At 44.9% G+C, this 22,578-nt stretch carries 23 protein-coding genes; all 23 read left to right on the top strand.

What is annotated here, in order from left to right:
- Positions 1–79: 79 nt before the first annotated feature.
- Positions 80–1,000: a cysteine synthase CysM gene (cysM, locus tag B9T33_RS08060; protein ID WP_086178419.1), complete on the top strand. Its 921-nt coding sequence runs from the start codon at positions 80–82 to the stop codon at positions 998–1,000.
- A 33-nt stretch (positions 1,001–1,033) separates the two neighbouring features.
- The gene (locus tag B9T33_RS08055) at positions 1,034–1,852 is read left to right on the top strand and encodes a 3'-5' exonuclease (protein WP_086178418.1); all 819 of its coding nucleotides are present in this window, start codon (positions 1,034–1,036) and stop codon (positions 1,850–1,852) included.
- Between the two features lie 6 nt (positions 1,853–1,858).
- Complete coding sequence (gene rlmD, locus B9T33_RS08050; RefSeq protein ID WP_086178417.1) at positions 1,859–3,247, top strand: 23S rRNA (uracil(1939)-C(5))-methyltransferase RlmD; 1,389 nt, start codon at positions 1,859–1,861, stop codon at positions 3,245–3,247.
- A gap of 32 nt (positions 3,248–3,279) precedes the next feature.
- Positions 3,280–5,586, top strand: coding sequence for a RelA/SpoT family protein (locus B9T33_RS08045; protein ID WP_086178416.1), 2,307 nt, complete (start codon positions 3,280–3,282; stop codon positions 5,584–5,586).
- Positions 5,587–5,790: 204 nt separating this feature from the next.
- The gene (locus tag B9T33_RS08040; RefSeq protein ID WP_086178415.1) at positions 5,791–6,414 is read left to right on the top strand and encodes a beta-ketoacyl synthase chain length factor; all 624 of its coding nucleotides are present in this window, start codon (positions 5,791–5,793) and stop codon (positions 6,412–6,414) included.
- On the top strand, positions 6,399–7,220 hold the full coding sequence (locus tag B9T33_RS08035; RefSeq protein ID WP_171263606.1) for a lysophospholipid acyltransferase family protein: 822 nt from the start codon (positions 6,399–6,401) through the stop codon (positions 7,218–7,220). The genes B9T33_RS08040 and B9T33_RS08035 overlap by 16 nt, the downstream gene beginning before the upstream one ends.
- A complete protein-coding gene (locus B9T33_RS08030) occupies positions 7,204–7,464 on the top strand; it encodes a phosphopantetheine-binding protein (protein ID WP_086178413.1) in 261 nt (86 codons plus the stop codon). Before B9T33_RS08035 ends, B9T33_RS08030 begins: the two co-directional genes overlap by 17 nt.
- A gap of 9 nt (positions 7,465–7,473) precedes the next feature.
- Complete coding sequence (locus tag B9T33_RS08025) at positions 7,474–7,722, top strand: acyl carrier protein (protein ID WP_086178412.1); 249 nt, start codon at positions 7,474–7,476, stop codon at positions 7,720–7,722.
- Positions 7,719–8,273, top strand: coding sequence for a septation protein IspZ (locus B9T33_RS08020; RefSeq protein WP_086178411.1), 555 nt, complete (start codon positions 7,719–7,721; stop codon positions 8,271–8,273). Before B9T33_RS08025 ends, B9T33_RS08020 begins: the two co-directional genes overlap by 4 nt.
- A gap of 54 nt (positions 8,274–8,327) precedes the next feature.
- Complete coding sequence (locus B9T33_RS08015; RefSeq protein WP_086178410.1) at positions 8,328–9,998, top strand: AMP-binding protein; 1,671 nt, start codon at positions 8,328–8,330, stop codon at positions 9,996–9,998.
- Between the two features lie 22 nt (positions 9,999–10,020).
- On the top strand, positions 10,021–10,755 hold the full coding sequence (locus B9T33_RS08010; protein WP_086178409.1) for a glycosyltransferase family 2 protein: 735 nt from the start codon (positions 10,021–10,023) through the stop codon (positions 10,753–10,755).
- Between the two features lie 68 nt (positions 10,756–10,823).
- Complete coding sequence (locus tag B9T33_RS08005) at positions 10,824–11,702, top strand: acyltransferase (protein WP_086178484.1); 879 nt, start codon at positions 10,824–10,826, stop codon at positions 11,700–11,702.
- A 5-nt stretch (positions 11,703–11,707) separates the two neighbouring features.
- Positions 11,708–13,231 (top strand): HAL/PAL/TAL family ammonia-lyase, encoded by a 1,524-nt coding sequence (locus tag B9T33_RS08000; RefSeq protein WP_086178408.1) that lies wholly within the window; start codon positions 11,708–11,710, stop codon positions 13,229–13,231.
- Positions 13,232–13,246: 15 nt separating this feature from the next.
- A complete protein-coding gene (locus tag B9T33_RS07995) occupies positions 13,247–13,666 on the top strand; it encodes an acyl-CoA thioesterase (protein ID WP_086178407.1) in 420 nt (139 codons plus the stop codon).
- 70 nt (positions 13,667–13,736) lie between these two features.
- Positions 13,737–14,315 (top strand): outer membrane lipoprotein carrier protein LolA, encoded by a 579-nt coding sequence (locus tag B9T33_RS07990; protein ID WP_228157209.1) that lies wholly within the window; start codon positions 13,737–13,739, stop codon positions 14,313–14,315.
- The gene (locus B9T33_RS07985; protein WP_086178405.1) at positions 14,290–16,614 is read left to right on the top strand and encodes an MMPL family transporter; all 2,325 of its coding nucleotides are present in this window, start codon (positions 14,290–14,292) and stop codon (positions 16,612–16,614) included. The genes B9T33_RS07990 and B9T33_RS07985 overlap by 26 nt, the downstream gene beginning before the upstream one ends.
- A 19-nt stretch (positions 16,615–16,633) precedes the next feature.
- Positions 16,634–17,932: an NAD(P)/FAD-dependent oxidoreductase gene (locus tag B9T33_RS07980; protein ID WP_086178404.1), complete on the top strand. Its 1,299-nt coding sequence runs from the start codon at positions 16,634–16,636 to the stop codon at positions 17,930–17,932.
- Positions 17,922–18,491, top strand: a complete 570-nt coding sequence (locus B9T33_RS07975; protein WP_086178403.1) for a DUF3261 domain-containing protein — start codon at positions 17,922–17,924, stop codon at positions 18,489–18,491. The genes B9T33_RS07980 and B9T33_RS07975 overlap by 11 nt, the downstream gene beginning before the upstream one ends.
- A 7-nt stretch (positions 18,492–18,498) precedes the next feature.
- On the top strand, positions 18,499–19,680 hold the full coding sequence (locus tag B9T33_RS07970) for a beta-ketoacyl-[acyl-carrier-protein] synthase family protein (protein ID WP_086178402.1): 1,182 nt from the start codon (positions 18,499–18,501) through the stop codon (positions 19,678–19,680).
- Positions 19,677–20,108 carry a 3-hydroxylacyl-ACP dehydratase gene (locus B9T33_RS07965; protein ID WP_086178401.1) on the top strand — a complete coding sequence of 144 codons (432 nt, stop codon included), beginning with the start codon at positions 19,677–19,679 and terminating at the stop codon, positions 20,106–20,108. The genes B9T33_RS07970 and B9T33_RS07965 overlap by 4 nt, the downstream gene beginning before the upstream one ends.
- A gap of 2 nt (positions 20,109–20,110) precedes the next feature.
- Positions 20,111–20,836 carry a 3-ketoacyl-ACP reductase FabG2 gene (locus B9T33_RS07960; protein ID WP_086178483.1) on the top strand — a complete coding sequence of 242 codons (726 nt, stop codon included), beginning with the start codon at positions 20,111–20,113 and terminating at the stop codon, positions 20,834–20,836.
- Complete coding sequence (locus tag B9T33_RS07955) at positions 20,836–22,056, top strand: beta-ketoacyl-ACP synthase (protein WP_086178400.1); 1,221 nt, start codon at positions 20,836–20,838, stop codon at positions 22,054–22,056. The genes B9T33_RS07960 and B9T33_RS07955 overlap by 1 nt, the downstream gene beginning before the upstream one ends.
- A gap of 20 nt (positions 22,057–22,076) precedes the next feature.
- Positions 22,077–22,511, top strand: coding sequence for an excinuclease (locus tag B9T33_RS07950; RefSeq protein WP_086178399.1), 435 nt, complete (start codon positions 22,077–22,079; stop codon positions 22,509–22,511).
- Positions 22,512–22,578 lie beyond the last annotated feature (67 nt).

The following is a 22,578-nucleotide window of genomic DNA, read 5'->3' as shown; positions in this document are numbered from 1 at the left end:
TCACGAAAAAGCCTGTCAAATGGGTGCAGGCAAAGGCATTTTTTCATACAATAGGCGCACCTCGATATAGGTGCACATAATGAGTAACACAACCCCTGATTTTCAAGCAGACGATTTTTTATTAGACCATTACGTCGGCAATACGCCGTTAGTGCGTTTACAGCGTCTAGCAAGTCACACTCAAGCGACAGTATTAGCCAAGTTAGAAGGCAATAACCCAGCGGGTTCGGTTAAAGACCGTCCTGCATACAACATGATTATGCAAGCTGAAAAGCGTGGTCAAATTAAGCCGGGTGATACGTTAATTGAAGCGACGAGCGGAAATACAGGGATCGCGTTAGCGATGGTTGCAGCGATGCGTGGCTATAAAATGAAGCTCATTATGCCAGCCAGCTCAAGTCAAGAACGTAAAGATGCGATGCGTGCCTATGGTGCTGAACTCATTGAATCTGCAAGCATGGAAGAAGCGCGCGATATGGCTGCGCAAATGCAAAAAGATGGTGTTGGCCTAGTACTTAACCAATTTGGTAATCCAGATAATTCAGAAGCACATTATTTGACAACGGGTCCTGAAATTTGGAAACAGACTGGTGGCAAAATTACCCACTTTGTCAGTTCAATGGGGACGACGGGTACCATCATGGGTATTTCAAAATACTTAAAAGAACAAAATCCTGACATTCAAATTGTCGGTTTACAACCTTCTGAAGGCTCAAATATTGCGGGTATTCGTCGTTGGCCCAAAGAATATTTGCCAACCATTTTTGATCCATCTCGCGTTGATCGCATTATGGATATTCCACAAATTGAAGCGGAAAAAACAGCACGTCGTTTGGCGCGTACTGAAGGTATCAGCGCCGGCACATCTTCTGGTGGTGCAGTTTGGGCATCTGTGAAATTGGCTGAAGAAAATCCAGATGCGGTGATTGTCTGCATCGTGTGTGACCGTGGTGACCGTTATTTATCGACAGGTCTTTTCTCGGTTGTTGATCCTGAATAATACTTTGTTGTAAGCCAACACTGGTGAGTATAGATGCGTTTACCTGTTTTAATTTTTGATATCGAAACACTGACAGACTTAAAGTCGGGGGCGCATCTGTATGGACTGGATTTGCCTGAAGCAGATTTAGATGCGGCGCTTACCAAATTGCGTCGACAAGAATCAGGCACTGATTTTCAACGTTTAGCTTTGCATGAAATAGTCTGTATTTCAGGGCTTTGGATTGATGAAAAGGGCATGAAGCTGTTTTCATTTAGCCGTGAAGACAATACCGAAGCTGAAATTTTAAAAAAATTCGTCTCGATTTTTGAAAAGCGTCATCCGACCTTGGTCAGTTGGAATGGATCACAGTTTGATTTGCCTGTGATCTTATTTCGCTGTATGTATCACGGACTATCTGCACCAAGTTTGTTCGATCAGGGCGAGATTGATACGCAAAAGCGCTATAATAACTACCAGAATCGTTACCATCATCGCCATGTGGATTTGATGGATGTGATGGCCATGTTTCATGGTCGTCATTTTCAAAAACTGGATGATGCCGCGCATTTACTCGGTTTTCCCGGTAAACGCGGCGATGGTGGTTATCATGTGCCCGTCTATGTCCGTGAACAACAATGGACAGAACTCACCAGTTACTGTGAGGGTGATGTGCTGAATACATGGTTGATTTATTTACGTTGGCTGTTGCTCAAAGGACAGTTACTGTTGAATGATCATCAGCTCATGATTCAAAGTACGATTCAATATTTACAAACTCAGCCGCAACACGCTGACTTTTTATCGGTATGGCAAGAGACCTCACAACGTACCGAATTTACGCAATCCGATTTCCCATCTTCCACACATTAGGTAAGCATGAAACACAGAGCCAAGCCCCAAAAAGCCCAACAGCCCATTTATACATTTCAGGTTGAGTCGCTTTCACATGAGGGGCGTGGTATTGCTCACTTCGGTACAGACCCGGCGCATCCTGTCGAAAAGCACGGTAAAAAAGTGTTTATTCGTTATGCTTTGCCGGGTGAAACAGTACGTGCACGCATTACCAATGTGGTGAAACGTTTGGAAGAAGCCGACAGCTTAGAGCTACTCGGTGAACCATCGAATATGCGGGTTGAACCTGCTTGTCCGCATTATGGTGTATGTGGTGGCTGTAGCATGCAGCATATTCATCCAGATGAACAAATTCGATTAAAACAAGATGTGTTGAAATCACATTTAGAACATTTTGCTAGGATTCAGCCTGATGAATGGCTTGAACCGCTGCGCTCACAGCGCGAAGACTATCGCCGTAAAGCCCGAATCGGCGTGCGCTATATTCCTGCAAAAGATAAATTGGTCGTCGGTTTTCGCGAAAGCCAATCTAATAAACTCACCTCGATTGACCGCTGCATGGTGCTTGACCATAAATTTGGTTCAATCACCAGCTTGAAGCAATTATTACAGCGTTTAGAAGGCAAAGCCGATATCGGTCATATGGAATTGGCCATGGGTGATCAAGAGATTGCTCTCGTCATTCGTCATACGGCTGAACTTTGCGCAGAAGATGTCAACCAATTAATAAAATTTACGTTACTAAAGGGATGGCAACTGTACCTGCAACCAGAAGGTCCAGACAGCCTGCATCGTGTGGATGAGCCAAATGCAGCGATGCGTCTGCACTATGGTCTAAGTGACTTTAATGTGGAATTTGGCTTTAATCCTCAAGACTTCACACAGGTGAATTCAACGATTAATCCGCAAATGGTGAAACTGGCATGTGAATTGCTTCAGTTACAACAGGGTGAACGTGTTTTAGATTTGTTTTGTGGTTTAGGAAATTTTTCTTTGCCATTGGCAAAATGCGTGGGCGCTACAGGTCAAGTGGTGGCAGTGGAAGGAAGTGAGGAAATGGTTCAACGTGGTGCAGAAAATGCACAAAACAATGAACTTGGTCAACTTAGCTTCTATTCACAAGATTTAACAAAAGATTTTTCGCATCATTCTTGGGCAAACCTTGGATTTGATGCATTATTGATAGACCCTCCGCGCTCTGGTGCGGAAGAGGTAATGCGTTATGTGCCCAAATTTGATGCAAAAAGAATCGTTTATGTGTCATGTAACCCAGCAACACTGGCACGTGATGCAGGAATGCTGGTACAACAAGGCTACCGCTTGATAAAAGCGGGTGTCATGGACATGTTTACTCATACAGGGCATGTCGAATCAATTGCTTTGTTCGAAAAACAAAATCAGATAAACGATTAAAGATATGAAGCGTAGAAAAGTAGGAGTAGGGTATGGTCACAGTACGTGAACAATTACCTGGACGTCTCAATGAGTTGTCTCAGGAAACGACTGTAGAGCATGCCGAACAAGCGCAGCATGATTTAGCCGAATGGCTTGAGCGTGTGAGCGGCATGTTTGACGGGGCTCCTTTAAAGCAACTCCAAGAAGTTGCACATCTGACATTACAGAAAGAACTAGAAACGACAGTCAATCATCGCTCTAATACCTTTTATACGGGTATTGAGATGGCGGACATTCTGGCACATCTCTATGCCGATGAAGACACCTTATCCGCAGCGATGCTGTATCGAAGTGTCCGTGAAGGCGTGACCAATTTAGATGAAGTCAAAAACCTGTTTGGTGATCAAGTCCATGCGTTGGTCAAGGGCACACTTGCCATGGGTAAGTTGTCTGATCTGATTGAACAAAATAAACGACTTGAAGATCACTTTAATAATAACCAACGAGAGCATTTGACTGGCATTTATAAAATGCTGATTTCGGTGACGGAAGATGTTCGGGTTGTACTGATTAAATTGTCTGAACGTACCTATGCGTTACGTGAGCTGGCACAGTCTTCAAAAGAGCGACAAGAACGGGTCGCGCGTGAAATTTTAACGATTTACTCACCATTGGCACACCGCCTGGGTATTGCTCAGTTAAAATGGGAGCTGGAAGATTTAGCTTTCCGTTATTTAGCACCTGAACGTTATAAAGAAATTGCTTCTTTACTCAATGAAAAACGTTTAGAGCGTGAACAGTACATTCAGTTTGTCACGGATAAACTACGTAAAGAATTATTGGAACACGGCATTGAAGCTGAGATTAATGGTCGTGTAAAACACATTTATTCGATTTATCGAAAAATGAAAAGCAAGAACCTGAGCTTTGATCAGCTTTACGACATCCGTGCCGTACGTGTTTTGGTCAACAATGTGCCTGAGTGTTATCACACCTTGGGGATTGTGCATCAAATTTGGCGTCATATTCCGCATCAATTTGATGACTATATTACCAATCCCAAAGCCAATGGTTATCGCTCATTACATACGGCTGTGATTGCAGAGAATAAATCGCTTGAAGTGCAGATTCGTACCAAGAATATGCATGAAGAAGCTGAGCTAGGCGTATGTTCGCACTTTAACTATAAAGAAGGCTCAAAGACGACGGATTATTCATTTAACCATCGTCTGCATTCCTTACGTGCGGTTCTTGAGCATTATCAAGAACGTAATGATGCTAGTGCACATAAGGATGATGAAGATTCTGAAAACTTTGAACAAATCCAAGAGTTTGAAGATTTCGAAAAAATTTATGTGTTTAGCCGTGATGGTGATATCAAAGAGTTACCACGTGGTTCAACGGTATTAGATTTTGCTTACCATGTGCATACCGAGGTCGGGAATAAGTGTTATGCATCGCGTGTAAACCAACGCTATGTACCATTGACCTATACCTTAAAAACTGGCGAACAAGTTGAGATTTTAACCAAGAAAGATCGTGAACCAAACCGAGATTGGTTGGTGAACTCACTGGGTTATATCAAAACTGCCCGTGCCCGTGACAAGTTACGTCATTGGTTCCGTCAGCAAGATCGCAGTAAGAATTTGGAAGTGGGACGTGAAATTCTAAATAAAGAATTGTCACGTTTGGCGATTCATCCAAAAAGTATCGATTTGAATGATTATTGCAATCATTTCAATGTGAAACTGGGTGAGGATATCTTAATTGGTTTGGTGAATGGTGATATTAGCCTGCATGCCTTAATCAATCAGGTCAATCGCCATATGCATCTAGATCAGGATGAACCTGAGCTGGTGCTTAAACCGACATTGAATCCGCGTGCGAGTCATACCTTATCTGCACATGGTATTTTGATTGATGGTCTGGACAATGTGGAATTACACGTTGCGCAGTGCTGCCAGCCCGTACATGGGGAGTCGATTGCTGGATATATCACCCTGAACCGTGGTGTAAGTATTCATAAAGTGGCATGCCCAGACTATGTACGTATGATTGGTCAAGAACCTGAACGTGCAGTAGAAGCAGATTGGGAAATGCAACCTACCCGTGGTCAAAGTGTCCAGATTGTGGTGGAAGCGTATGATCGTCGTGGTTTGTTGAAAGACTTAACCCAAGTGATTTTCTCTGACCAAATCAATATTCGTCAGGTTAATACGATTTCTGAAAGTGATGGTATTGCCAATATGAAACTTTTGATTGAGGTTAAAGGTCTTGCGCAATTGTCTAAACTTTTAGCACGACTTGAGCAACAACCGGGCATTATCAGCGCACGCCGTTTGGTGCAAGGAAGTTAATGACTTCCAGTTGGATATAGTGAAAAAAACCCGCTGAGTGCGGGTTTTTTTTATGTCTGCAAATTGCTGTCATAAAACTGAAATTTATGTACAAGTGTATGATAATAGGGGTGTTTATTATATTTTATGCAAAAAAAATAATGTCAATGCTATAATCCGCAACATTCTGAAATATACGTTTTAAAGGGTAAGGAAATACAGCGCATGGTGCTTATGAATGTGTCTCGGCTCGTGATGAGCCGGGCAGATGAGGTATTTCCTGCCTTAGAAAAAATTCCCGCGATGCAGCGGCGCCGGCTGTCGCCAATTGCAAAGTTGGCGCTGAATACTGCAATACAGGCGCTGTCAGAACAGCAAGCTGATTATATCGTTTGGGTATCGCAGTATGGTGATGAACATAAAACACTGAAAATATTAGAAGATGTGTTAAACGACCAAACACCCTCACCAACTCAGTTTTCGACTTCGGTGCATAATGCCGTGTCTGGGCTGTATTCAATTTTATGTCAAGACTCAACGCCAGCTACCAGTTTGGCGGGTTCATGGAATGATGGATTAACAGAAGCATATGCATGGCTAAAAACTGCACAGTTCAGTGGTCGCGTATTGGTGGTGTATTATGATGAACCGCTACCAGATATTTATGCTGAGCATCAGCCTTTTGTTGCTTTCGCGATGGCGGCAATGGTGACATTAAAGCCTGAAAACTTATGCTTAAAGCTTGAGCACATGACACAAGATGCTTTTTCTTTTCAGCAAGCATTACAATTTTATCATTTCTGGCAAGATGAGCGCCAAACTGAAAGCGCTGCGTGGACCAAATGCTAAATTTAAAAAGTATTAAGCAAAAAGCCAATTATGTTTGGCGTGTAGGCGCAACGGGCTTCAGTTTTGCCAGTTTTGGCGCAGGCGGCGCTGCCATAGGCGGTCTGGTTGCACCTTTGGTGAAGCTCAGTACACAAGATGAGGCGCTGCGTATACAGCGTACGCAAAAAGTCATTAAGCACAGCTTTAAAGGCTTTACCGAAATGATGGTTAAGCTGGGCATTATGACCTATGAGGTGGAAGGGCTGGAAAAGTTGCAGCATAGCCAGCAGGAGCTGGTGATTGCCAACCATCCGACACTGATTGACGTTGTGGTTTTAATTGGTTTAATGGAACAGGCAAATTGCGTGGTCAAACAGGCGCTGTGGTCTAACCCATTTACCAAAGGCCCTGTGCAGAGTGCGGGTTATATTCTAAATGCAGGTTCAGAACAATTTATTCAGGATTGCGTGAACAAACTGCAGCAGGATAAAGCGGCATCGTTACTGATTTTCCCAGAAGGGACACGGACTGAAAAAGACACGCTACTGAATGACTTTCAGCGCGGCGCTGCCAATATTGCCTTGCGCGCAGGTGTACCAATTCGGCCAGTACTGATTACATGTACACCTTCAACCCTGACTAAAAATGAAAAGTGGTATCACATCCCAGAACAGCCTTTTCATATTCATGTGAAAGTTTTGGATGCGATCCAAGTGGAAGACGTATTGGATGATGTTAGTGTCAATCCAAAAAATGTACGTCAATTAAATCAACAATTACAGCGGTTTTTTAACCAAGAGTTATCCTTAAATGAACAATCTTGCTGATGAATTGAAGCAAATGATTATTGATGTGCTTGCCCTAGAGGACATCACCATTGCAGACATTGAAACAGAAGCGCCGTTATTTGGCGACGGTCTGGGTTTGGATTCAATTGATGCATTGGAGCTGGGCTTGGCATTGAAAAAGCGTTACGGCATTCATTTAAATGCAGAGTCTGCAGAAACCAAAGAACACTTTAAATCAATTCAAAGCTTGGTGGCTTTGGTTGAAGCTCAGAAAACAGCATAAGAGGTTGCTATGCTTGCACAAGAAACCGTTTTAGAAAAATTGCGCGAATGGATGGATGAATTGTTCGAAATCGCGCCTGAAGATGTACAGCTTGAGTCCAATCTGGCAACAGATTTGGATGTAGACAGTATCGATGCGATTGATTTGGTCGTAAAGATTAAAGAATTAACCGGTAAGCAAGTAAATCCGGAAGATTTTAAAAACGTCCGTACCGTACAGGACGTTGTTGTCGTCATTCAGAATATGTCAGCTGAATGAATGCAGTTTTTAAAGGGATAGCAGTAATCGGATTGATTCTCTATCCTTTTTTTGTCGGCTATGGTTTGGCAAAAGGCCACTATGCGTGGGTGAGTGTGCTGCTGATTGCACTGGGCATGATGCGCATGTTCAGCAAGGGCAATGCTTTGCTGTGGCCTTTGACGGGCTTTGCTATACTCTGCGGTGGGCTGAGCCTGATACTCAAAGATCATGCTTGGCTAAAACTGTATCCAGTCTGCATGAATGTGGGCGCTTTGATTATTTTCAGTATGACCTTAATCAAACCGCCATCCATGATTGAGCGCTTTGCGCGGTTGGCAGAGCCAGACTTACCGCCAGAAGGCGTGCATTGGACACGTCAAGTCACCAAAGTGTGGTGCGGTTTTTTTGCGGTCAATGCGCTGATTGCACTATGGACTGTGTATTTTGCGCCTATGAAGATTTGGGTGCTGTATAACGGTTTTATTTCCTATGTGTTGATGGGTATTTTATTGCTCGGAGAGTACCTGCTGCGTAAACGTCAGCAGCGATTGCATCAGGCGCAAAAATAGCGTCATTTTCATTTTTTTAATTTAGAAAATAATCACGGTTTAGAAACAATATTTATGTCTTGTCATTTTCAGCACCATCTGCATTCATCCCGAACTTTATGTATTCAGTCCGATCTGCGTGAAATTTTATTTCGGGATTTTTGGCAGGATGTTGCACTGCAGGCAACTCAGATCCGCATGTCATCTGAAGCTGTTTGGGCGCTGTGGGAGCAAGACAGCTATGAGTTTTTGGTGCTGCTATTTGCTGCATTGCAGGCAAAAAAACAGGTATTGCTGCCGCCAAACCGTGTCAGTGATTTAGAAAAAGAATTGGCTGCCGAGCAGATCTATTTTCTAAAACGCAGTGAAAGTTCAGATAAAAAACATCAAGAAATTTTTGTATTTGATGACGCCTTTTTAAATCAGGCGCAGGTGTATTTTTATACCTCAGGCTCTACAGGCCAACCGAAAAAAATTCCTCGTACCTTACAGCAACTGTTTAATGAAGTTTGCGGCCTAGATGCCAGCTTTGCTTTGCCTGAACAGGCCGTCGCAATTGCAACAGTCAGCCACCAGCATATATATGGCTTATTGTTTAAACTGCTGTGGCCTTTAGCGAGCGGGCGCAGTTTTTATCAAAAGCAATTGGCCTTTCCTGAAGATGTGGCCGATATTCAAAAGAAAATCGCGCATTTACAGCTGCCAAACTATGTGATTTCCAGCCCAGCCTTGCTTAAACGCTGGACCAAGGATGTGCTGCTGCAAGACTGTATTACGGTGTATTCTTCTGGCGGCAAGCTGGATGCGGGTGTCCGCCCATATTTGAACAGTCCCATCACAGAAGTGTTTGGCAGTTCTGAAACAGGCGGAATTGCGCACCGTCAGCAGGATGATGCCTTATGGACTCCTTTTGCCAATGTTGATATTCAGGCTCAGGAACAGCAAGAATTGGCAGTCAAAACCAATCATGCATTTAGCACAGACTGGATTTTGACGGGTGATAAAGTCGAACTGACAGAAACGGCGAACCCTAAAAGTCCATTTCGATTGCTGGGCCGTTTAGACCGAATTGTGAAACTGGAAGAAAAGCGTTTAAGCCTTGATGCCATTGAACTGAAAATTGCAGATTTAAATGCTGTACAGCAATGTCACGTTTTGGTCTATGAAAAAGAGCACCGTCAAATTTTAGCCGCGGTGGCTGTGTTGACGGATGAAGCGCGTCAGCATATGCAAGAGATGGGCAAAGCGGCATTCGTAGCGCAGCTGAAAAAACAATTAAGCGAAAAGCTGGAAAGTATTGCCATTCCGCGGCAATGGCGCTTCTTGTCTCTGATGCCGCAAAATGCGCAATCTAAACTCAATAAGCAGTATTTAAAGTCTTTGTTTCAGCCAATGCAGCTGCCTGTGGTTTTGACACAGCAGATACAGGACGAGCAGCTTAATTTAGCGCTGGAATTCAGTCCTGAGTTAGAATGCTTTAAGGGACATTTCCCGAATTTTCCAATTTACCCAGGCGTTGGTCAAATTGGATTCATTCAGCATTTTGCAAAGCAGCATTGGGCAGATTTGCAATGGTGCAATGGTTTTGAGCAGTTAAAATTTCAGGACTTGATACGTCCTTATCAATGTGTGGATTTATCCTTAGTGCGAAAGGCGCACAAAGTCAGTTTTGAACTGAAACAACAGGATAATAAAACATTGGCTTCTGGGCGGCTGCTATTTGCTGTTTCAGCGGCAGAAGAATAAGCCAAGAGCTGAGGGTAGAAGAATGCAGCATTGCTTTGTAATTCCAGTTTATAACCATCCGCATTATTTGGCGGCCTTAACTGCGCATCTAAACGTTTTTCAGTTGCCTATTATTATGGTGAATGATGGCAGTAATGCTGAATGTACAGCGGTGCTGCGCTCATTGGCTGCAGACAACCCTTTACTGGATTTGGTTGAGCATGAAGTCAATCAAGGCAAGGGCGGTGCGGTGATGACGGGGCTGCAGCATGCGTATAAGAAGGGCTATAGTCATGCGCTGCAATTAGACTCGGATGGTCAGCACGACTGGAATGATATTCAGTGCTTTTTAGATGCCTCGAAGCAGCATCCAGAAGCGATGGTCATTGGTCAGCCTGTATTTGATGCGACTGTCCCGAAAAAACGTTTATATGGCCGTTATGCAACACATATTTGGGTCTGGATTAACAGCCTATCTTTTGAAATAAAAGACAGTATGTGCGGTTTTCGGGTTTATCCGCTGGCGCAGACAGTAAAAGTACTGAATAGCGCTAAATTTCAGCCGCGCATGGGTTTTGACTCAGAAATTTTGGTGCGCTTGAAATGGGAAAATGTACATTTTGTGAATGTGCCTACTAGGGTCATCTACCCTGAAGACGGTATTTCGCATTTTAATGTCTGGCGAGATAATTTAGGGATGGCTCGTGCGCATAGCCGTTTATTGGGCGGCATGCTGCTACGCTTACCCAAATTACTGTATTACAAAGTGAAAGGCTAAGCGTGTCAGAGCAAAAAAATACAGAAAAAAGCACTCCCAAATGGAGCAGCATCAAAGAGCGCGGCGGAATGTTGCCACTGATGCTAATGCTGGGCTTTTACCGCTTGGGCGGACGCTGGCTGTGCAGATTGGTGCTGTATTTTGTGATCTTGTGGTATTGGCTGTTTTCAAACACAGTACGCCAAGCCTCCTTATTGTATTTAAAAAGGCTGCATCATTTTGCAGGCAGTCAATCACCTTTTGCATCTGAGCCGCATATGGGGCAAACCTATACGCATTTAATGCAGTTTGGCGAATGCATTTTGGACAAAATTGAAGGCTGGCTGGGTAATGTGGCTGAACAGGAGCTGCAATTGCATGGGCATGAATACTTCCGTGCGCATTACCAAAAAGGCGCAGTGATTGTTGTTTCACATTTTGGCAATATTGAGCTGCTGCGTGCGGTGAAGTCAGAACATACGCAAAAAATTAATGTGCTGGTTTATCAAAAGCACGCGACAAAATTTAATGAATTTTTAAAGAAGCTGAATGAGCATGCCGATGTGAATTTGGTTTCGGTGGATGAATTGGGTATAGAAACCGCATTGATTTTGCAAGATAAGCTGGATCAAGGCGAGTGGGTTATTGTGGCTGCCGACCGTGTGCCTGTGCAGTCTGGCCGTGTTCAGCCTGTTGAGTTTTTAGGTGAGCAGGCGCTGTGGCCGCAAGGCGCGTGGATTTTGGCAAGTTTATTGAAAGCACCTGTATTGGCGGTGTTTTGCTATCGGGTGCAAGCGCATTTTGAAGTGCATATTCATAAAGTAGCAGATCAGCTGAACTGGCCGCGTAAAGAGCGCATGCAAGCTATGCAGCAGACCACGCGGCAATATGTGCAGCTGCTGGAACAGCATTGCATGCGTGCGCCGTATCAATGGTTTAATTTTTATAATTTTTGGAATAAAGGATAAGTCTTGTGTTAACGATTGGGGAATTCGCTCTCAGCATTGAAGATATTGTGGCTGTTGCGCGTAAAGAACATCAAGTAGCACTGCCTGCTTCAGATGAGTGGAATACATTGATTCAGCGCGGCGCAGATTTTCTCGATCAGTTATTGCAGGATGAAGGCGTTATTTATGGCGTAACCACAGGCTATGGCGATTCTTGCCTTGTGGAAATTCCACCGCATCAAGTGAATGAACTGCCGTTACATTTGTCTCGCTTTCACGGTTGCGGTATGGGCCAAAATTTGGATTTAATCACGGCACGCGCAGTGGTTGCAGTCCGTTTATGCTCGCTGGCACGCGGCTATTCAGGCGTATCACATGCCTTGCTGCAGCGTCTGGCATGGATGCTGAATGAAGATGTGATTCCCGTAATTCCATCTGAAGGTTCTGTCGGCGCTAGCGGTGATTTAACGCCATTGTCTTATATTGCGGGTGCGCTGGTAGGCGAGCGTGATGTGTATTATCAAGGCAAGATTGTGCCCATTGCAGAGGTGTATGCCGAAAAAGGCATGCAGCCTTTGGTCATGCGCCCCAAAGAAGGTTTGGCCTTGATGAACGGCACGGCAGTGATGACGGCCATTGCTTGCCTGAACTATAAAAAAGCAGAACAGATTGCTTTGGCCAGCACCATGGTGACAGCATTGAATGTCTTGGCGCTGGAAGGTAATCCGAGCCATTTTGATGAAGTATTGTTTGCGCAAAAACCGCATCCTGGTCAGCAACAGATTGCCGCGCAACTGCGTGTATGGCTGAACAGCCAAGTGCAGACAGAACACCAAAGTTCACGTCTGCAAGACCGCTACTCACTGCGCTGTGCGCCGCATATTATTGGCGTGTTTGAAGACTCAAAAGTGTGGCTGCGCCAGTTTATTGAAAATGAATTAAATTCTAGCAATGACAATCCATTGATTGATCCAGTGAATTTACGTGTACTGCATGGCGGACATTTCTATGGCGGTCATATTGCACAGGCTATGGACAGTTTAAAAATCATGATTGCCAATATTGCAGATTTGATGGACCGTCAGCTCGCTCAATTGGTCGATTACAAAATGAATAACGGCCTGCCGCGCAACTTGACGGGTTCAAGTCCAGAACGCCTGCCGCTGAACCATGGCTTTAAAGCTGTGCAAATTGGGGTGTCGGCATGGACAGCAGAAGCGCTGAAACAGACTTTGTCGGCATCCATTTTTTCTCGTTCAACTGAATGTCATAATCAGGACAAAGTCAGCATGGGAACTATTGCAGCGCGTGATGCAAGCCGTGTGATTACGCTGACTGAACAAGTGATGGCGGCATTGAGCTGTGCGGCGGTGCAGGCGGTTAAATTGAAAGGCTTAGATACAGAACTCAGTCCAGTATTAACAGCATTTCAACAGTGGGTGCTTCACAGCTTCAACTATGTAGAGGAAGATCGCCCTTTACAGAACGAGCTGCAGGCGCTGGTCAACCGTTTTGAAGATTTAGAACTTTTGAACAGCATTGCTGTATAAGCCAAGGATAAAGCGATGCATGCAGATGTGATTATTGATGTGCCTTTTCATGATGTAGACACCATGAATGTGGTTTGGCATGGGCATTATTTAAAATATTTTGAAATTGCCCGCTGCAAGCTGCTGGATCAGTTTCATTATAACTATACGCAAATGCGTGATTCAGGCTACGCATGGCCAGTGATTGAAAGCCATGTGCGCTATGTGCAGGGCATCGAATTTGAACAAAAAATCCGTGTACGCGCAATTTTAAAAGAATGGGAAAACCGCCTGAAAATTGAGTATCAGATTTTTGATGCAGTTTCGGGCAGACGCCTGACCAAAGGTTATACCACGCAAGTGGCTGTGCAGATTGCAACACGTGAAATGTGTTACCAATCGCCTCAAATTTTATTGGACTGTTTAAATGCATGGTCTGAATTTAAAGCGGAGTAGTAGGATGAATATTCGATCTCCTATTTTAAAAGCGGCAATGCCGCTGTGTTTGATTACAGCTTCTGCTGTGATGACATCTGCAGGTCATGCACAGAATACTGAATTGAAGCAGGTCTTTTCACAGTTGGCGGCTACACCAGTGGTACGCGCCAATTTTGAACAGCAGAAAAAATTGGCTTCGCTGAATAAAACCTATGTCTCGAAAGGCGAAGTGCTGTTTAGTAAAAATCAGGGTGTGCTTTGGCAAATTCAAAGCCCGGTGAAAGCAGATTTAATCGTGACGCCGCGTAAGCTGGTGCAAAAAACGCAGCGCACTTCAAGCCAAATTGCAGTTGATAAAACGCCTTATGGTTCTGTTGCGACCATGTTTTTACAGCTGATGTCTGGTAATGAAACTGCACTGGCGAAAAACTTTAATGTGGTTTCAGCCAATTACAGTCCTGCACAATGGAATGTGGTGCTGACGCCAAAGAGCAGTTTATTTAAAAAACTGTTTGTCCGTGTTGATGCCCAAGGCCAGCGCTATGTGAACCGCATTGTGATTCAGGAACAGGCCAATAACAGCACGGTCATTCGTTTTAGTCAGCAAAGCGCTCAACCTCAAACTTTAACGGCTGCGGAAAATGCGCTTTTCCAATTGGCAAAATAAATTTACCGCCATTTGGCTGGTCATACTCTGTGTCATTGCGGTCGTTTTAGCTACGGCATGGCTGAACAATGGCATTAAAATTCAGACCAATATTTTTGCCTTGCTGCCAGAAACACATCAAGATGCGAATCTGGAGCGTGCGCAGAACTATGTCAGCAATCAGCTGAATGACAAAGTCTTTGTGGTGCTGGATGCTCAAAATGATCAGCAGCTGGATCAAGCCACAAAATTACTGAAAACACAGGCCAATCAAAGCCAGCTATTTCAGCCTGTACGCCCTCAGCTGGACTATGACAAATTTGCCAAACTGCTGTATCAGCACAAGGCAGGGCTGTTAACCCAGAGCGATCGTGAACTGCTTCAGCACAAAGATTATGCGGCATTAGCAGAGCAAGGCTTATTGCAATTGATGAGTCCGGGTATGCTGGTCACGGCGCAAATGCTACAAAGTGATCCGCTCTTGCTGTTTCCACGTTATGCGATGGGGCTCAGCGCGTTACAGAACAATTCAGATATTAGTCTAGAACAAGGCTTTGCCACCAAGCGCGATGAACAGGGCATTTCCAGATTGGTGGTACTGCAGCTTAAGAACAGTCCTTACAGCATTGCCTATCAAGAACAGACCGATGCTTTTATTCAGCAGATGAATCAGCAGCTGCGCCAATTGCAGGTTAAACCGCATTGGACAGGAACACTGCTGTTTGCGCAATTTGGTACAAACTCCGCGAAAGAAGAGATTTCGACGATTGGTGTCGGTTCAACCATTGGTATTCTGCTATTGGTATGGTTTGGCTTTCGTTCTATCCGCCCCATGCTGACAGAAATGGTCGCTGTGGGTACGGGCAGCTTGGTTGCCTTTGCTGTGACCTACAGTATTTTTGGCGAAATTCATTTAATGACGTTGGTCTTTGGCGCCAGTTTGATTGGTGTCTGTGTGGATTTTTCATTTTACTTTATGGCCATGCAGTCTCAGCACCGTAAAATTGATGGTTTTGCCGTCTTAAAGCCATTATTGCCAAGCCTATTTGTGGGTCTGATGACCACTTTGCTGGCTTATGTGGTGCTGAGCTTTACGCCATTTCCGGGCTTTAAGCAGATCGCAGTGTTCTCTATGGTTGGTCTGAGCGCGGCATGGATTACCAGTATTTTACTGCTGCCGCGTTTGCCAGCTTTAAATGCCGAACCTGCAATTCGCATGCTGAGTTTTATTGGCCATGCGCGCAACTACATTCAAGCGCGCAATCGCTTACGCTATGTCCTGATGGCGCTGATTGTTGCTGTGACTGGCAGCAGCTTACTGTTCTTAAAAAGCAATGATGACATCCGTAACTTGCAAAGTATGGATCAACGCTTAAAACAGGAAGATCAGTATGTGCGTGAACGCTTTATGCAGCAGCAGGGCAGTGATTATTTTGTGGTGCAAGGCAAAACACCAGCAGAATTAGAGCGCAATGAACAGCATTTACTGAATCAGCTGTCTGTGTTGCAGCAGGCTGGGAAATTAGATGCGGTACAGGCGCTGGGGCAGTGGGTGCCACCTCTGGCGCAGCAAAAGCAGAATGTGGTTATGCTTCAGGCTATTCCTGAGCAGGCCTTGCGTGATTTTGCGCAGGCGCTGCAGCTGAATGAATCTGAGGTTTTGAATTGGCAGGTCAACTTAAAGCATCAGCCGCTGCTGAGTGATGCTGTGCTTCAAGATCATCCGTTGCATTTTTTACAGATGAGCTCTAGCCAGCGTTTAGTCATGCTGCAAAATGTGCATGATGTAGCCGCTTTGCAAAAATTAAGTAATCACAATGTGCAGCTGCTGCGGCCAGTCAATCAGCTGTCTGAACTCTTTCAGCAGCATCGTATACAAGCGCAGTGGCTGCTGCTGAGTGCTTTGGCAATTTTAGCCATTGGCTTAGGGCTGTTATATGGGAAAAAATCCATCTTGCCGTTGGTACTGCCTGTGACCATGGCGCTGATGACGACCTTTGCCATACAAGCTTGGTTAGGTGTAGAAATTAATCTGTTCAGCATTATGGGCACCTTCCTGATTATCGGTATTGGCGTGGACTATGCGATTTTCTATCGTCATGGGCACGACCATCCGCAAGTGGTCGGTATGGCGCTGTTTCTATGCATGATGTCGACTTTCTTTGGATTTGGACTTTTGTCCTTTAGCCATACCTATGCCATTCACAGCTTTGGTTTGACGGTGCTGCTGGGGGTCATCTTTTCATTTATTTATGCAACATTGTTTACATCTTCCGATGCAGAACATGTTGTGGTTCAGCAATATCAGCCAAAGAGCTGAGTAAAAAGGTAATAGTGCAATGAGCACACTACAGCACACAGATGTCTTAATTATTGGCGCGGGGCCTTCGGGCAGTTCGGCAGCAGCCTTGCTGCGTCAAAAAGGCTATCAAGTGACGGTGATCGAAAAACAATATTTTCCGCGCTTTTCAATTGGGGAATCTCTACTGCCGCAGTCTATGGTGTTTCTAGAGGAAGCTGGTCTGCTGGAGACGGTGCGTGAGCATGTCGAAGAAGATGCATTTCAATTTAAAAACGGCGCAGCTTTCTTAAAAGGGCCACAGCGCAGTTTCTACGATTTTACTCAAAAATTCAGTGAAGGCCCAGGCACCACATGGCAAGTGCGCCGTGCCAATTTTGACCATCTGCTGGCGAAGCAAGCAGGCAAAATGGGTGCAGATATTCGCTTTGGTCATGAAGTGACCGCTGTCGATGTAGACAGCGCTCATCCTATTTTAACGGTTAAAGATGAACAAGGTCAGTCTTATCAAATTCAAGGTAAGTTCTTGCTGGATGCCAGCGGCTTTGGCCGAATTTTGCCTAAATTTTTAGATTTAGAAAGCCCGTCAGATTTCCCTGTGCGCCGCGCCGTATTTACGCATATTGAAGACGGTATTTTGGATGATCCAGAATTTGACCGTGAAAAAATCTTGATTGCGGTACACGAAAAAGATCATCGTGCATGGTATTGGCTGATTCCTTTTGCCGATGGACGTTCATCTTTTGGTGTGGTTGCAGAACAAGACTTTTTTGAAAAATATGGTTATGACGGCAGCCCAGATTACGATTTAGAGGCATTGCAAAAACGCATTTTGGCAGATGATGTGAGTTTGTCTAAGGTGCTGCGCAATGCGAAGCATGATACGCCTGTACGTACATTGGTTGGTTATTCTGCCAATGTTAAACAGCTGGCTTCACATAATTATGCCTTGCTCGGAAATGCAGGCGAGTTTTTAGATCCTGTGTTCTCTTCAGGGGTAACCATTGCGCTGAAATCTTCCAGCTTGGCCATTCCTTTGGTCGATCAAGTATTGCAAGGTCAGTCTGTGGACTGGATGGCGCAGTATGAAAAACCACTGCGCAAAGGTATTCAAGTGTTCCGCGCCTATGTGGAATCTTGGTATACAGGCGAATTTCAGGATGTGGTATTTTCAAAGAATCAAGATGAAAAAATCCGCCGCATGGTTGCCTCGCTTTTGGCCGGCTATGCGTGGGATGAAACAAACCCGATTTATCACAATGCCAAGCAGCGTTTGAGTACATTGGCGGAATATTGCCGCGAAGCGAAAATGCGGGAAACCATGACAGATGGCACTTAACGTAAATGCTAAAATCACTGCTTTAGTTTTGGCTGGCGCTGTCTTGTGCAGCGGCTGTCAAAGCTTGGCGCCTAAAATTCTGCCAAAGGCGCAAGGCTTATCTGCGCCGCAATGGACAGCGCAAAGCTATCAGCGCCAAGATCAAATTGAAGTGCAATGGAAAGATCATGGCTTCAGTTTTTTACTGTATCAGCAGCAAAGCGGTCAGCAATTGGACATGCTGGCGCTAAGCCTGACGGGGCAACAGCTGTTTAAACTGAGTTTTGATGGACAGCAGGTTCGGGTGGAACAGCGTATTGATGCCATGAAATACTTGCCATTTGACTATGTGGTGCGCGATATTCTGTACGCAACCTATCCACAGTTTATGGCATTACATGCAGGGCAAACGGCTGTGACGCAAAAAGACGGTGTGGTATATATCAATCAGCAGCCCGTGTTAAACATTCAGCCGCTAGAGGGAGCGGTTGAACTGAATAACCTGCAAGTACCGTATCAAATGGTAATCAGCGCGGTGAGCAATACTTTGGAAGATGATCGAGGCGAGAGTGACCAATAACAATATCATGCGCCATTCTGCTGTGGGAATACAGTTCAGCTCGGCTTTGTCTGCTTTGGGGGAAAATGCCAGTGAATTGAAAAATGCACTGTGCGCAGCAGACAATACATTAACGCAGCGTCAAGATTTAATCGCAGAGCGCACGGTTTGGGTGGGGGCTTCTGCTGCATCCTTAGTGCAAAACATACCTGAATATTTACAGTCTGCAGATTCGCGTAATTTACGATTTGCTTTAACCGCTTTGGGGCAAATAGAGGCGGATATTCGCGCCTATACCGCGCAATTTGCAAAGCAGCGACTTGCCGTGATTGTTGGTACGTCTACTTCAGGCATCGCAGATAATGAAAGTGTGTTGAAAGCGCATTTTCAGCAATTGTCTAATGAGCCCGTGCAGCATCAGAAACAGGAAATGGGCTGCATAGCCAAATCATTGCAGCAGTACTTGGACTGGGAAGGCCCTGCCTATACTATTTCAACGGCATGCTCTTCGGCAGCCAAAGCCATGGCTGCAGGTCAGCGCTTGCTAAATGCAGATCTGGCCGATGCTGTATTGGTTGGCGGTGTAGATACGCTGTGCAAGTTAACCTTAAATGGCTTTGATAGCCTAGAAAGCCTGTCCAGCAGTATTTGTCAGCCTTGCGGCGCACAGCGTGACGGAATCAATATTGGTGAAGCAGCGGCATTATTTTTATTGTCTAAAGACTCGGCTCCAGTGATGCTGCTGTCTAGCGGTGAATCTATGGATGCATGGCATATTTCTGCGCCGCATCCAGAAGGGCAAGGTGCGGCAGAAGCGATGCAAAAAGCCTTGGATAGTGCAGGCCTGAAAGCCAGTGACATTGGTTATTTAAACTTGCACGGTACATCCACTCCGCAAAATGATGCTATGGAAATTAAAGCGGTGCAGACCATTTTTACAGATTATCCAGTTGCACTGAGCAGCACCAAACATAAAACAGGACATTGCCTAGGTGCGGCAGGTGCAATTGAAGCCTTTATCTGTCAGCAGGTGTTGCTGGATCAGTCATGGCTGCCTTTGCATCATACGGCTGAACTAGACCCTGCTTTGGCCCAGCAGAATTATGTTTTGGATAACCATGCAGTGCAGCCGATGCATTATGTAATGAGCAACTCCTTTGCCTTTGGCGGCAGCAATATCAGTTTAATTTTAGGAACCGTTTTGCCATGATGGATGCCGTACAGTTTATTCCGCATGAACAACCAATGGTTTTTGTTGATCATTTGATTGAAGCCAATGACAGCTATGCCATTGCAGAATTGCAGATTCGACCTGAGTTGATGTTTTGCGAAGCAGAAGGTTTGCCGACATGGAGCAGCATTGAATTAATGGCGCAAACCATCAGTGCCTATGCGGGGCATAAAGGGCAAACGAAAGGCTTGCCGCCCAAAGTCGGCTTTTTATTGGGGACGCGTAAAATGCAGTTGCCATGTCCATATTTTACTTTGGGCAGTACCGTGCGTATTCGAGTTGAGCAGAGTTATCTGCACGAAGGTCTAGGCCAGTTTAATTGTGAAATTGAATATCAAGAACATCGCTTTAGCGCCATGCTGAGTGTATTTGAACCAGAAAATATGAATGACGCGATTGGGAAATGAACGTGAGCAGAAGAATTTTAGTAACAGGATCCAGCCGCGGTATAGGTAAGGCAATTGCTTTGGAATTGGCAAAAGCAGGTTTTGATATCACCGTGCATGCACGTTCCCGCCAGCAGGAAGCGGAGCAGGTGGCGCAAGAAATTCAGGCCATGGGACAAAGCAGTCATGTGTTGATGTTTGATGTAAACGACCGTGAAAATATAGCCTCAATTTTAGAACAGGATATGGCCGAGCATGGCGCGTTTTATGGTGCAGTGCTCAATGCGGGCTTAACCCGTGACGGCGCTTTCCCAGCCTTGACTGATGACGATTGGGATGAGGTGGTATCAACCTCACTGAATGGTTTTTACAATGTGCTTAAGCCATTGATGATGCCGATGATCCGCTTAAAACAAGGCGGTCGTATTGTCACTTTATCCTCTGTTTCTGGCGTGATGGGTAACCGCGGGCAAGTCAATTACAGTGCTGCCAAAGCAGGCTTAATTGGTGCAACCAAAGCGTTGGCGCTGGAATTAGCAAAACGGAAAATTACCGTAAACTGCGTGGCGCCCGGTTTAATTGAAACCGAAATGGTTACAGATGAAGTCAAAGAACATGCGTTAAAAATGATTCCAATGCAACGTATGGGGCAAGTGGATGAAGTAGCAAAAACGGTTAAGTTTTTATGCAGTGATGATGCTAGCTATATTACCCGCCAAGTGATTTCGGTAAATGGAGGACTGATCTGATGAAACGTGTAGTCGTTACAGGCATGTCAGGCATCACTTCATTGGGTGAAACTGCAGATCAAATTTTTGAACAATTCGCAGCAGGTAAAAGTGGCATCCGCTACATGCAAGATTGGGAAAAATACTCCGATTTGCGTAGCAAGCTGGGTGGTCCTGTAGAAACGTTTACCGTACCCAAGCACTTTAACCGTAAGGTGACTCGCGGCATGGGCCGTGTGGCATTAATGTCTGTGGTTTGCGCGGAAAAAGCGTTGGAAGATGCAGGCCTACTCAATCATGAAATTCTGCAAAGCGGTGAAGCGGGTGTGGCTTTTGGTTCATCTGCCGGCAGTGTCGATGCGATTCGCGAGTTTGGTGCCATGCTGCTAGATAACAATATGGGTCAATTAAATGCAACGACTTATATTCGTATGATGTCACATACCAGTGCAGTTAATATGACCGTGTATTTTGGTTTGAAAGGGCTGACTTTACCGACATCTAGTGCTTGTACTTCTGGCTCAATGGGAATTGGTCAGGCATACGAAGCGATTAAATACGGGAAGCAAACCGTCATGATTGCGGGTGGTGCAGAAGAACTCAGTGCAGCAGGTTCTGCTGTGTTTGATGTGTTGCTGGCAACCAGTACGCAAAATGACAGCCCTGAAAAAACACCGCGTCCTTTTGATGCTGGACGCGATGGCTTGGTGGTGGGCGAGGGTGCAGGCTGCCTGATTTTAGAAGAATATGAACATGCCAAAGCGCGTGGTGCAACCATATATGCAGAAATTGTCGGTTATGGCAGCAATACCGATGGTCAGCATGTAACACGCCCTGATTCTGAAATGATGGGACGCTGCATGCAGCTCGCACTAAAAGATGCAGGATTAGAAGCATCTGCGATTGATTATGTAAATGCGCATGGCACATCGACCGATCAAGGTGATATCGCTGAAACTCAAGCGACAGCACGCATATTAGGCAAGAAACCGATTAGCTCTTTAAAGAGTTATTTTGGGCATACGTTAGGTGCTTGCGGCGCGATTGAAGCGTGGCTGAGTATTGAAATGATGCACCGTCAGCAGCTAGTGCCGACGTTAAATTTAGAAACACTAGATCGTGATTGTGGTGATTTAGATTATATCGTCAATGAAATGCGTTCAGCAGAAACGCACATCGTGATGAGCAATAATTTTGCTTTTGGAGGTATTAATACCTCTTTGATTTTTAAACAAGTCTAATTTAAATGAGGGTGATAACAATGTTAATGAAAAAATTATGTGCAGCTGCCGTGCTAACCGTAAGTGCAACAACTGCTGTACAAGCAGCAGATGCGATGCATGATTTCAATTTTAAAGAAGCGGTAGACCGTGCGGTTGCAGATGGTACACTCGATGGTTCTGTGAAGTTTTATTTGGCAGGGACTAAATCTGGCGGTAAAGTGATTGAAAAGGGATTGGTTACCAACAAGAAAACCAATGGTTTTGCCAAATCAGCAGAAACCTCATGTGACCATGTATTACGTTCTGCCTTAATTCAATTCCAAAATACAGCAAAAGCCAATGGTGCAAATGCTGTAACCAATTTGGTGAGCTTCTATAAATCGAACGAAACGCGCAGTACGACCACCTACAAGTGTGCTAAAGGCACTGCAATTGCAGGCGTAGCGTTGAAAGGCGATATCGTTAAATTTTAAAAGTTGAAAAATCAGCATGGGAGAAACTCAGTCTATGGAGTTTATTTGCTCCTTTGCTGAATATCCC

Origin of the sequence: Acinetobacter sp. ANC 5054 (genome assembly GCF_002135295.1) — a bacterium.
Taxonomy (GTDB): Bacteria; Pseudomonadota; Gammaproteobacteria; order Pseudomonadales; family Moraxellaceae; genus Acinetobacter.
This window is presented reverse-complemented; position numbering and strand designations above follow the sequence as displayed.

Excerpts from the sequence above, each read along its gene's own strand:
- B9T33_RS08015 (WP_086178410.1), top strand. The coding sequence starts at position 8,328 with ATGTCTTGTCATTTTCAGCACCATCTGCATTCATCCCGAACTTTATGT.
- B9T33_RS07995 (WP_086178407.1), top strand. The coding sequence starts at position 13,247 with ATGCATGCAGATGTGATTATTGATGTGCCTTTTCATGATGTAGACACC.
- B9T33_RS08005 (WP_086178484.1), top strand. The coding sequence starts at position 10,824 with ATGTTGCCACTGATGCTAATGCTGGGCTTTTACCGCTTGGGCGGACGC.
- B9T33_RS08010 (WP_086178409.1), top strand. The coding sequence starts at position 10,021 with ATGCAGCATTGCTTTGTAATTCCAGTTTATAACCATCCGCATTATTTG.
- B9T33_RS07965 (WP_086178401.1), top strand. The coding sequence starts at position 19,677 with ATGATGGATGCCGTACAGTTTATTCCGCATGAACAACCAATGGTTTTT.
- B9T33_RS07980 (WP_086178404.1), top strand. The coding sequence starts at position 16,634 with ATGAGCACACTACAGCACACAGATGTCTTAATTATTGGCGCGGGGCCT.
- B9T33_RS08045 (WP_086178416.1), top strand. The coding sequence starts at position 3,280 with ATGGTCACAGTACGTGAACAATTACCTGGACGTCTCAATGAGTTGTCT.
- cysM (WP_086178419.1), top strand. The coding sequence starts at position 80 with ATGAGTAACACAACCCCTGATTTTCAAGCAGACGATTTTTTATTAGAC.
- B9T33_RS08030 (WP_086178413.1), top strand. The coding sequence starts at position 7,204 with ATGAACAATCTTGCTGATGAATTGAAGCAAATGATTATTGATGTGCTT.
- B9T33_RS08055 (WP_086178418.1), top strand. The coding sequence starts at position 1,034 with ATGCGTTTACCTGTTTTAATTTTTGATATCGAAACACTGACAGACTTA.
- B9T33_RS07970 (WP_086178402.1), top strand. The coding sequence starts at position 18,499 with ATGCGCCATTCTGCTGTGGGAATACAGTTCAGCTCGGCTTTGTCTGCT.
- rlmD (WP_086178417.1), top strand. The coding sequence starts at position 1,859 with ATGAAACACAGAGCCAAGCCCCAAAAAGCCCAACAGCCCATTTATACA.
- B9T33_RS08040 (WP_086178415.1), top strand. The coding sequence starts at position 5,791 with ATGGTGCTTATGAATGTGTCTCGGCTCGTGATGAGCCGGGCAGATGAG.
- B9T33_RS08020 (WP_086178411.1), top strand. The coding sequence starts at position 7,719 with ATGAATGCAGTTTTTAAAGGGATAGCAGTAATCGGATTGATTCTCTAT.
- B9T33_RS07990 (WP_228157209.1), top strand. The coding sequence starts at position 13,737 with ATGACATCTGCAGGTCATGCACAGAATACTGAATTGAAGCAGGTCTTT.
- B9T33_RS07955 (WP_086178400.1), top strand. The coding sequence starts at position 20,836 with ATGAAACGTGTAGTCGTTACAGGCATGTCAGGCATCACTTCATTGGGT.
- B9T33_RS07985 (WP_086178405.1), top strand. The coding sequence starts at position 14,290 with ATGCGCTTTTCCAATTGGCAAAATAAATTTACCGCCATTTGGCTGGTC.
- B9T33_RS07950 (WP_086178399.1), top strand. The coding sequence starts at position 22,077 with ATGTTAATGAAAAAATTATGTGCAGCTGCCGTGCTAACCGTAAGTGCA.
- B9T33_RS08025 (WP_086178412.1), top strand. The coding sequence starts at position 7,474 with ATGCTTGCACAAGAAACCGTTTTAGAAAAATTGCGCGAATGGATGGAT.
- B9T33_RS07975 (WP_086178403.1), top strand. The coding sequence starts at position 17,922 with ATGGCACTTAACGTAAATGCTAAAATCACTGCTTTAGTTTTGGCTGGC.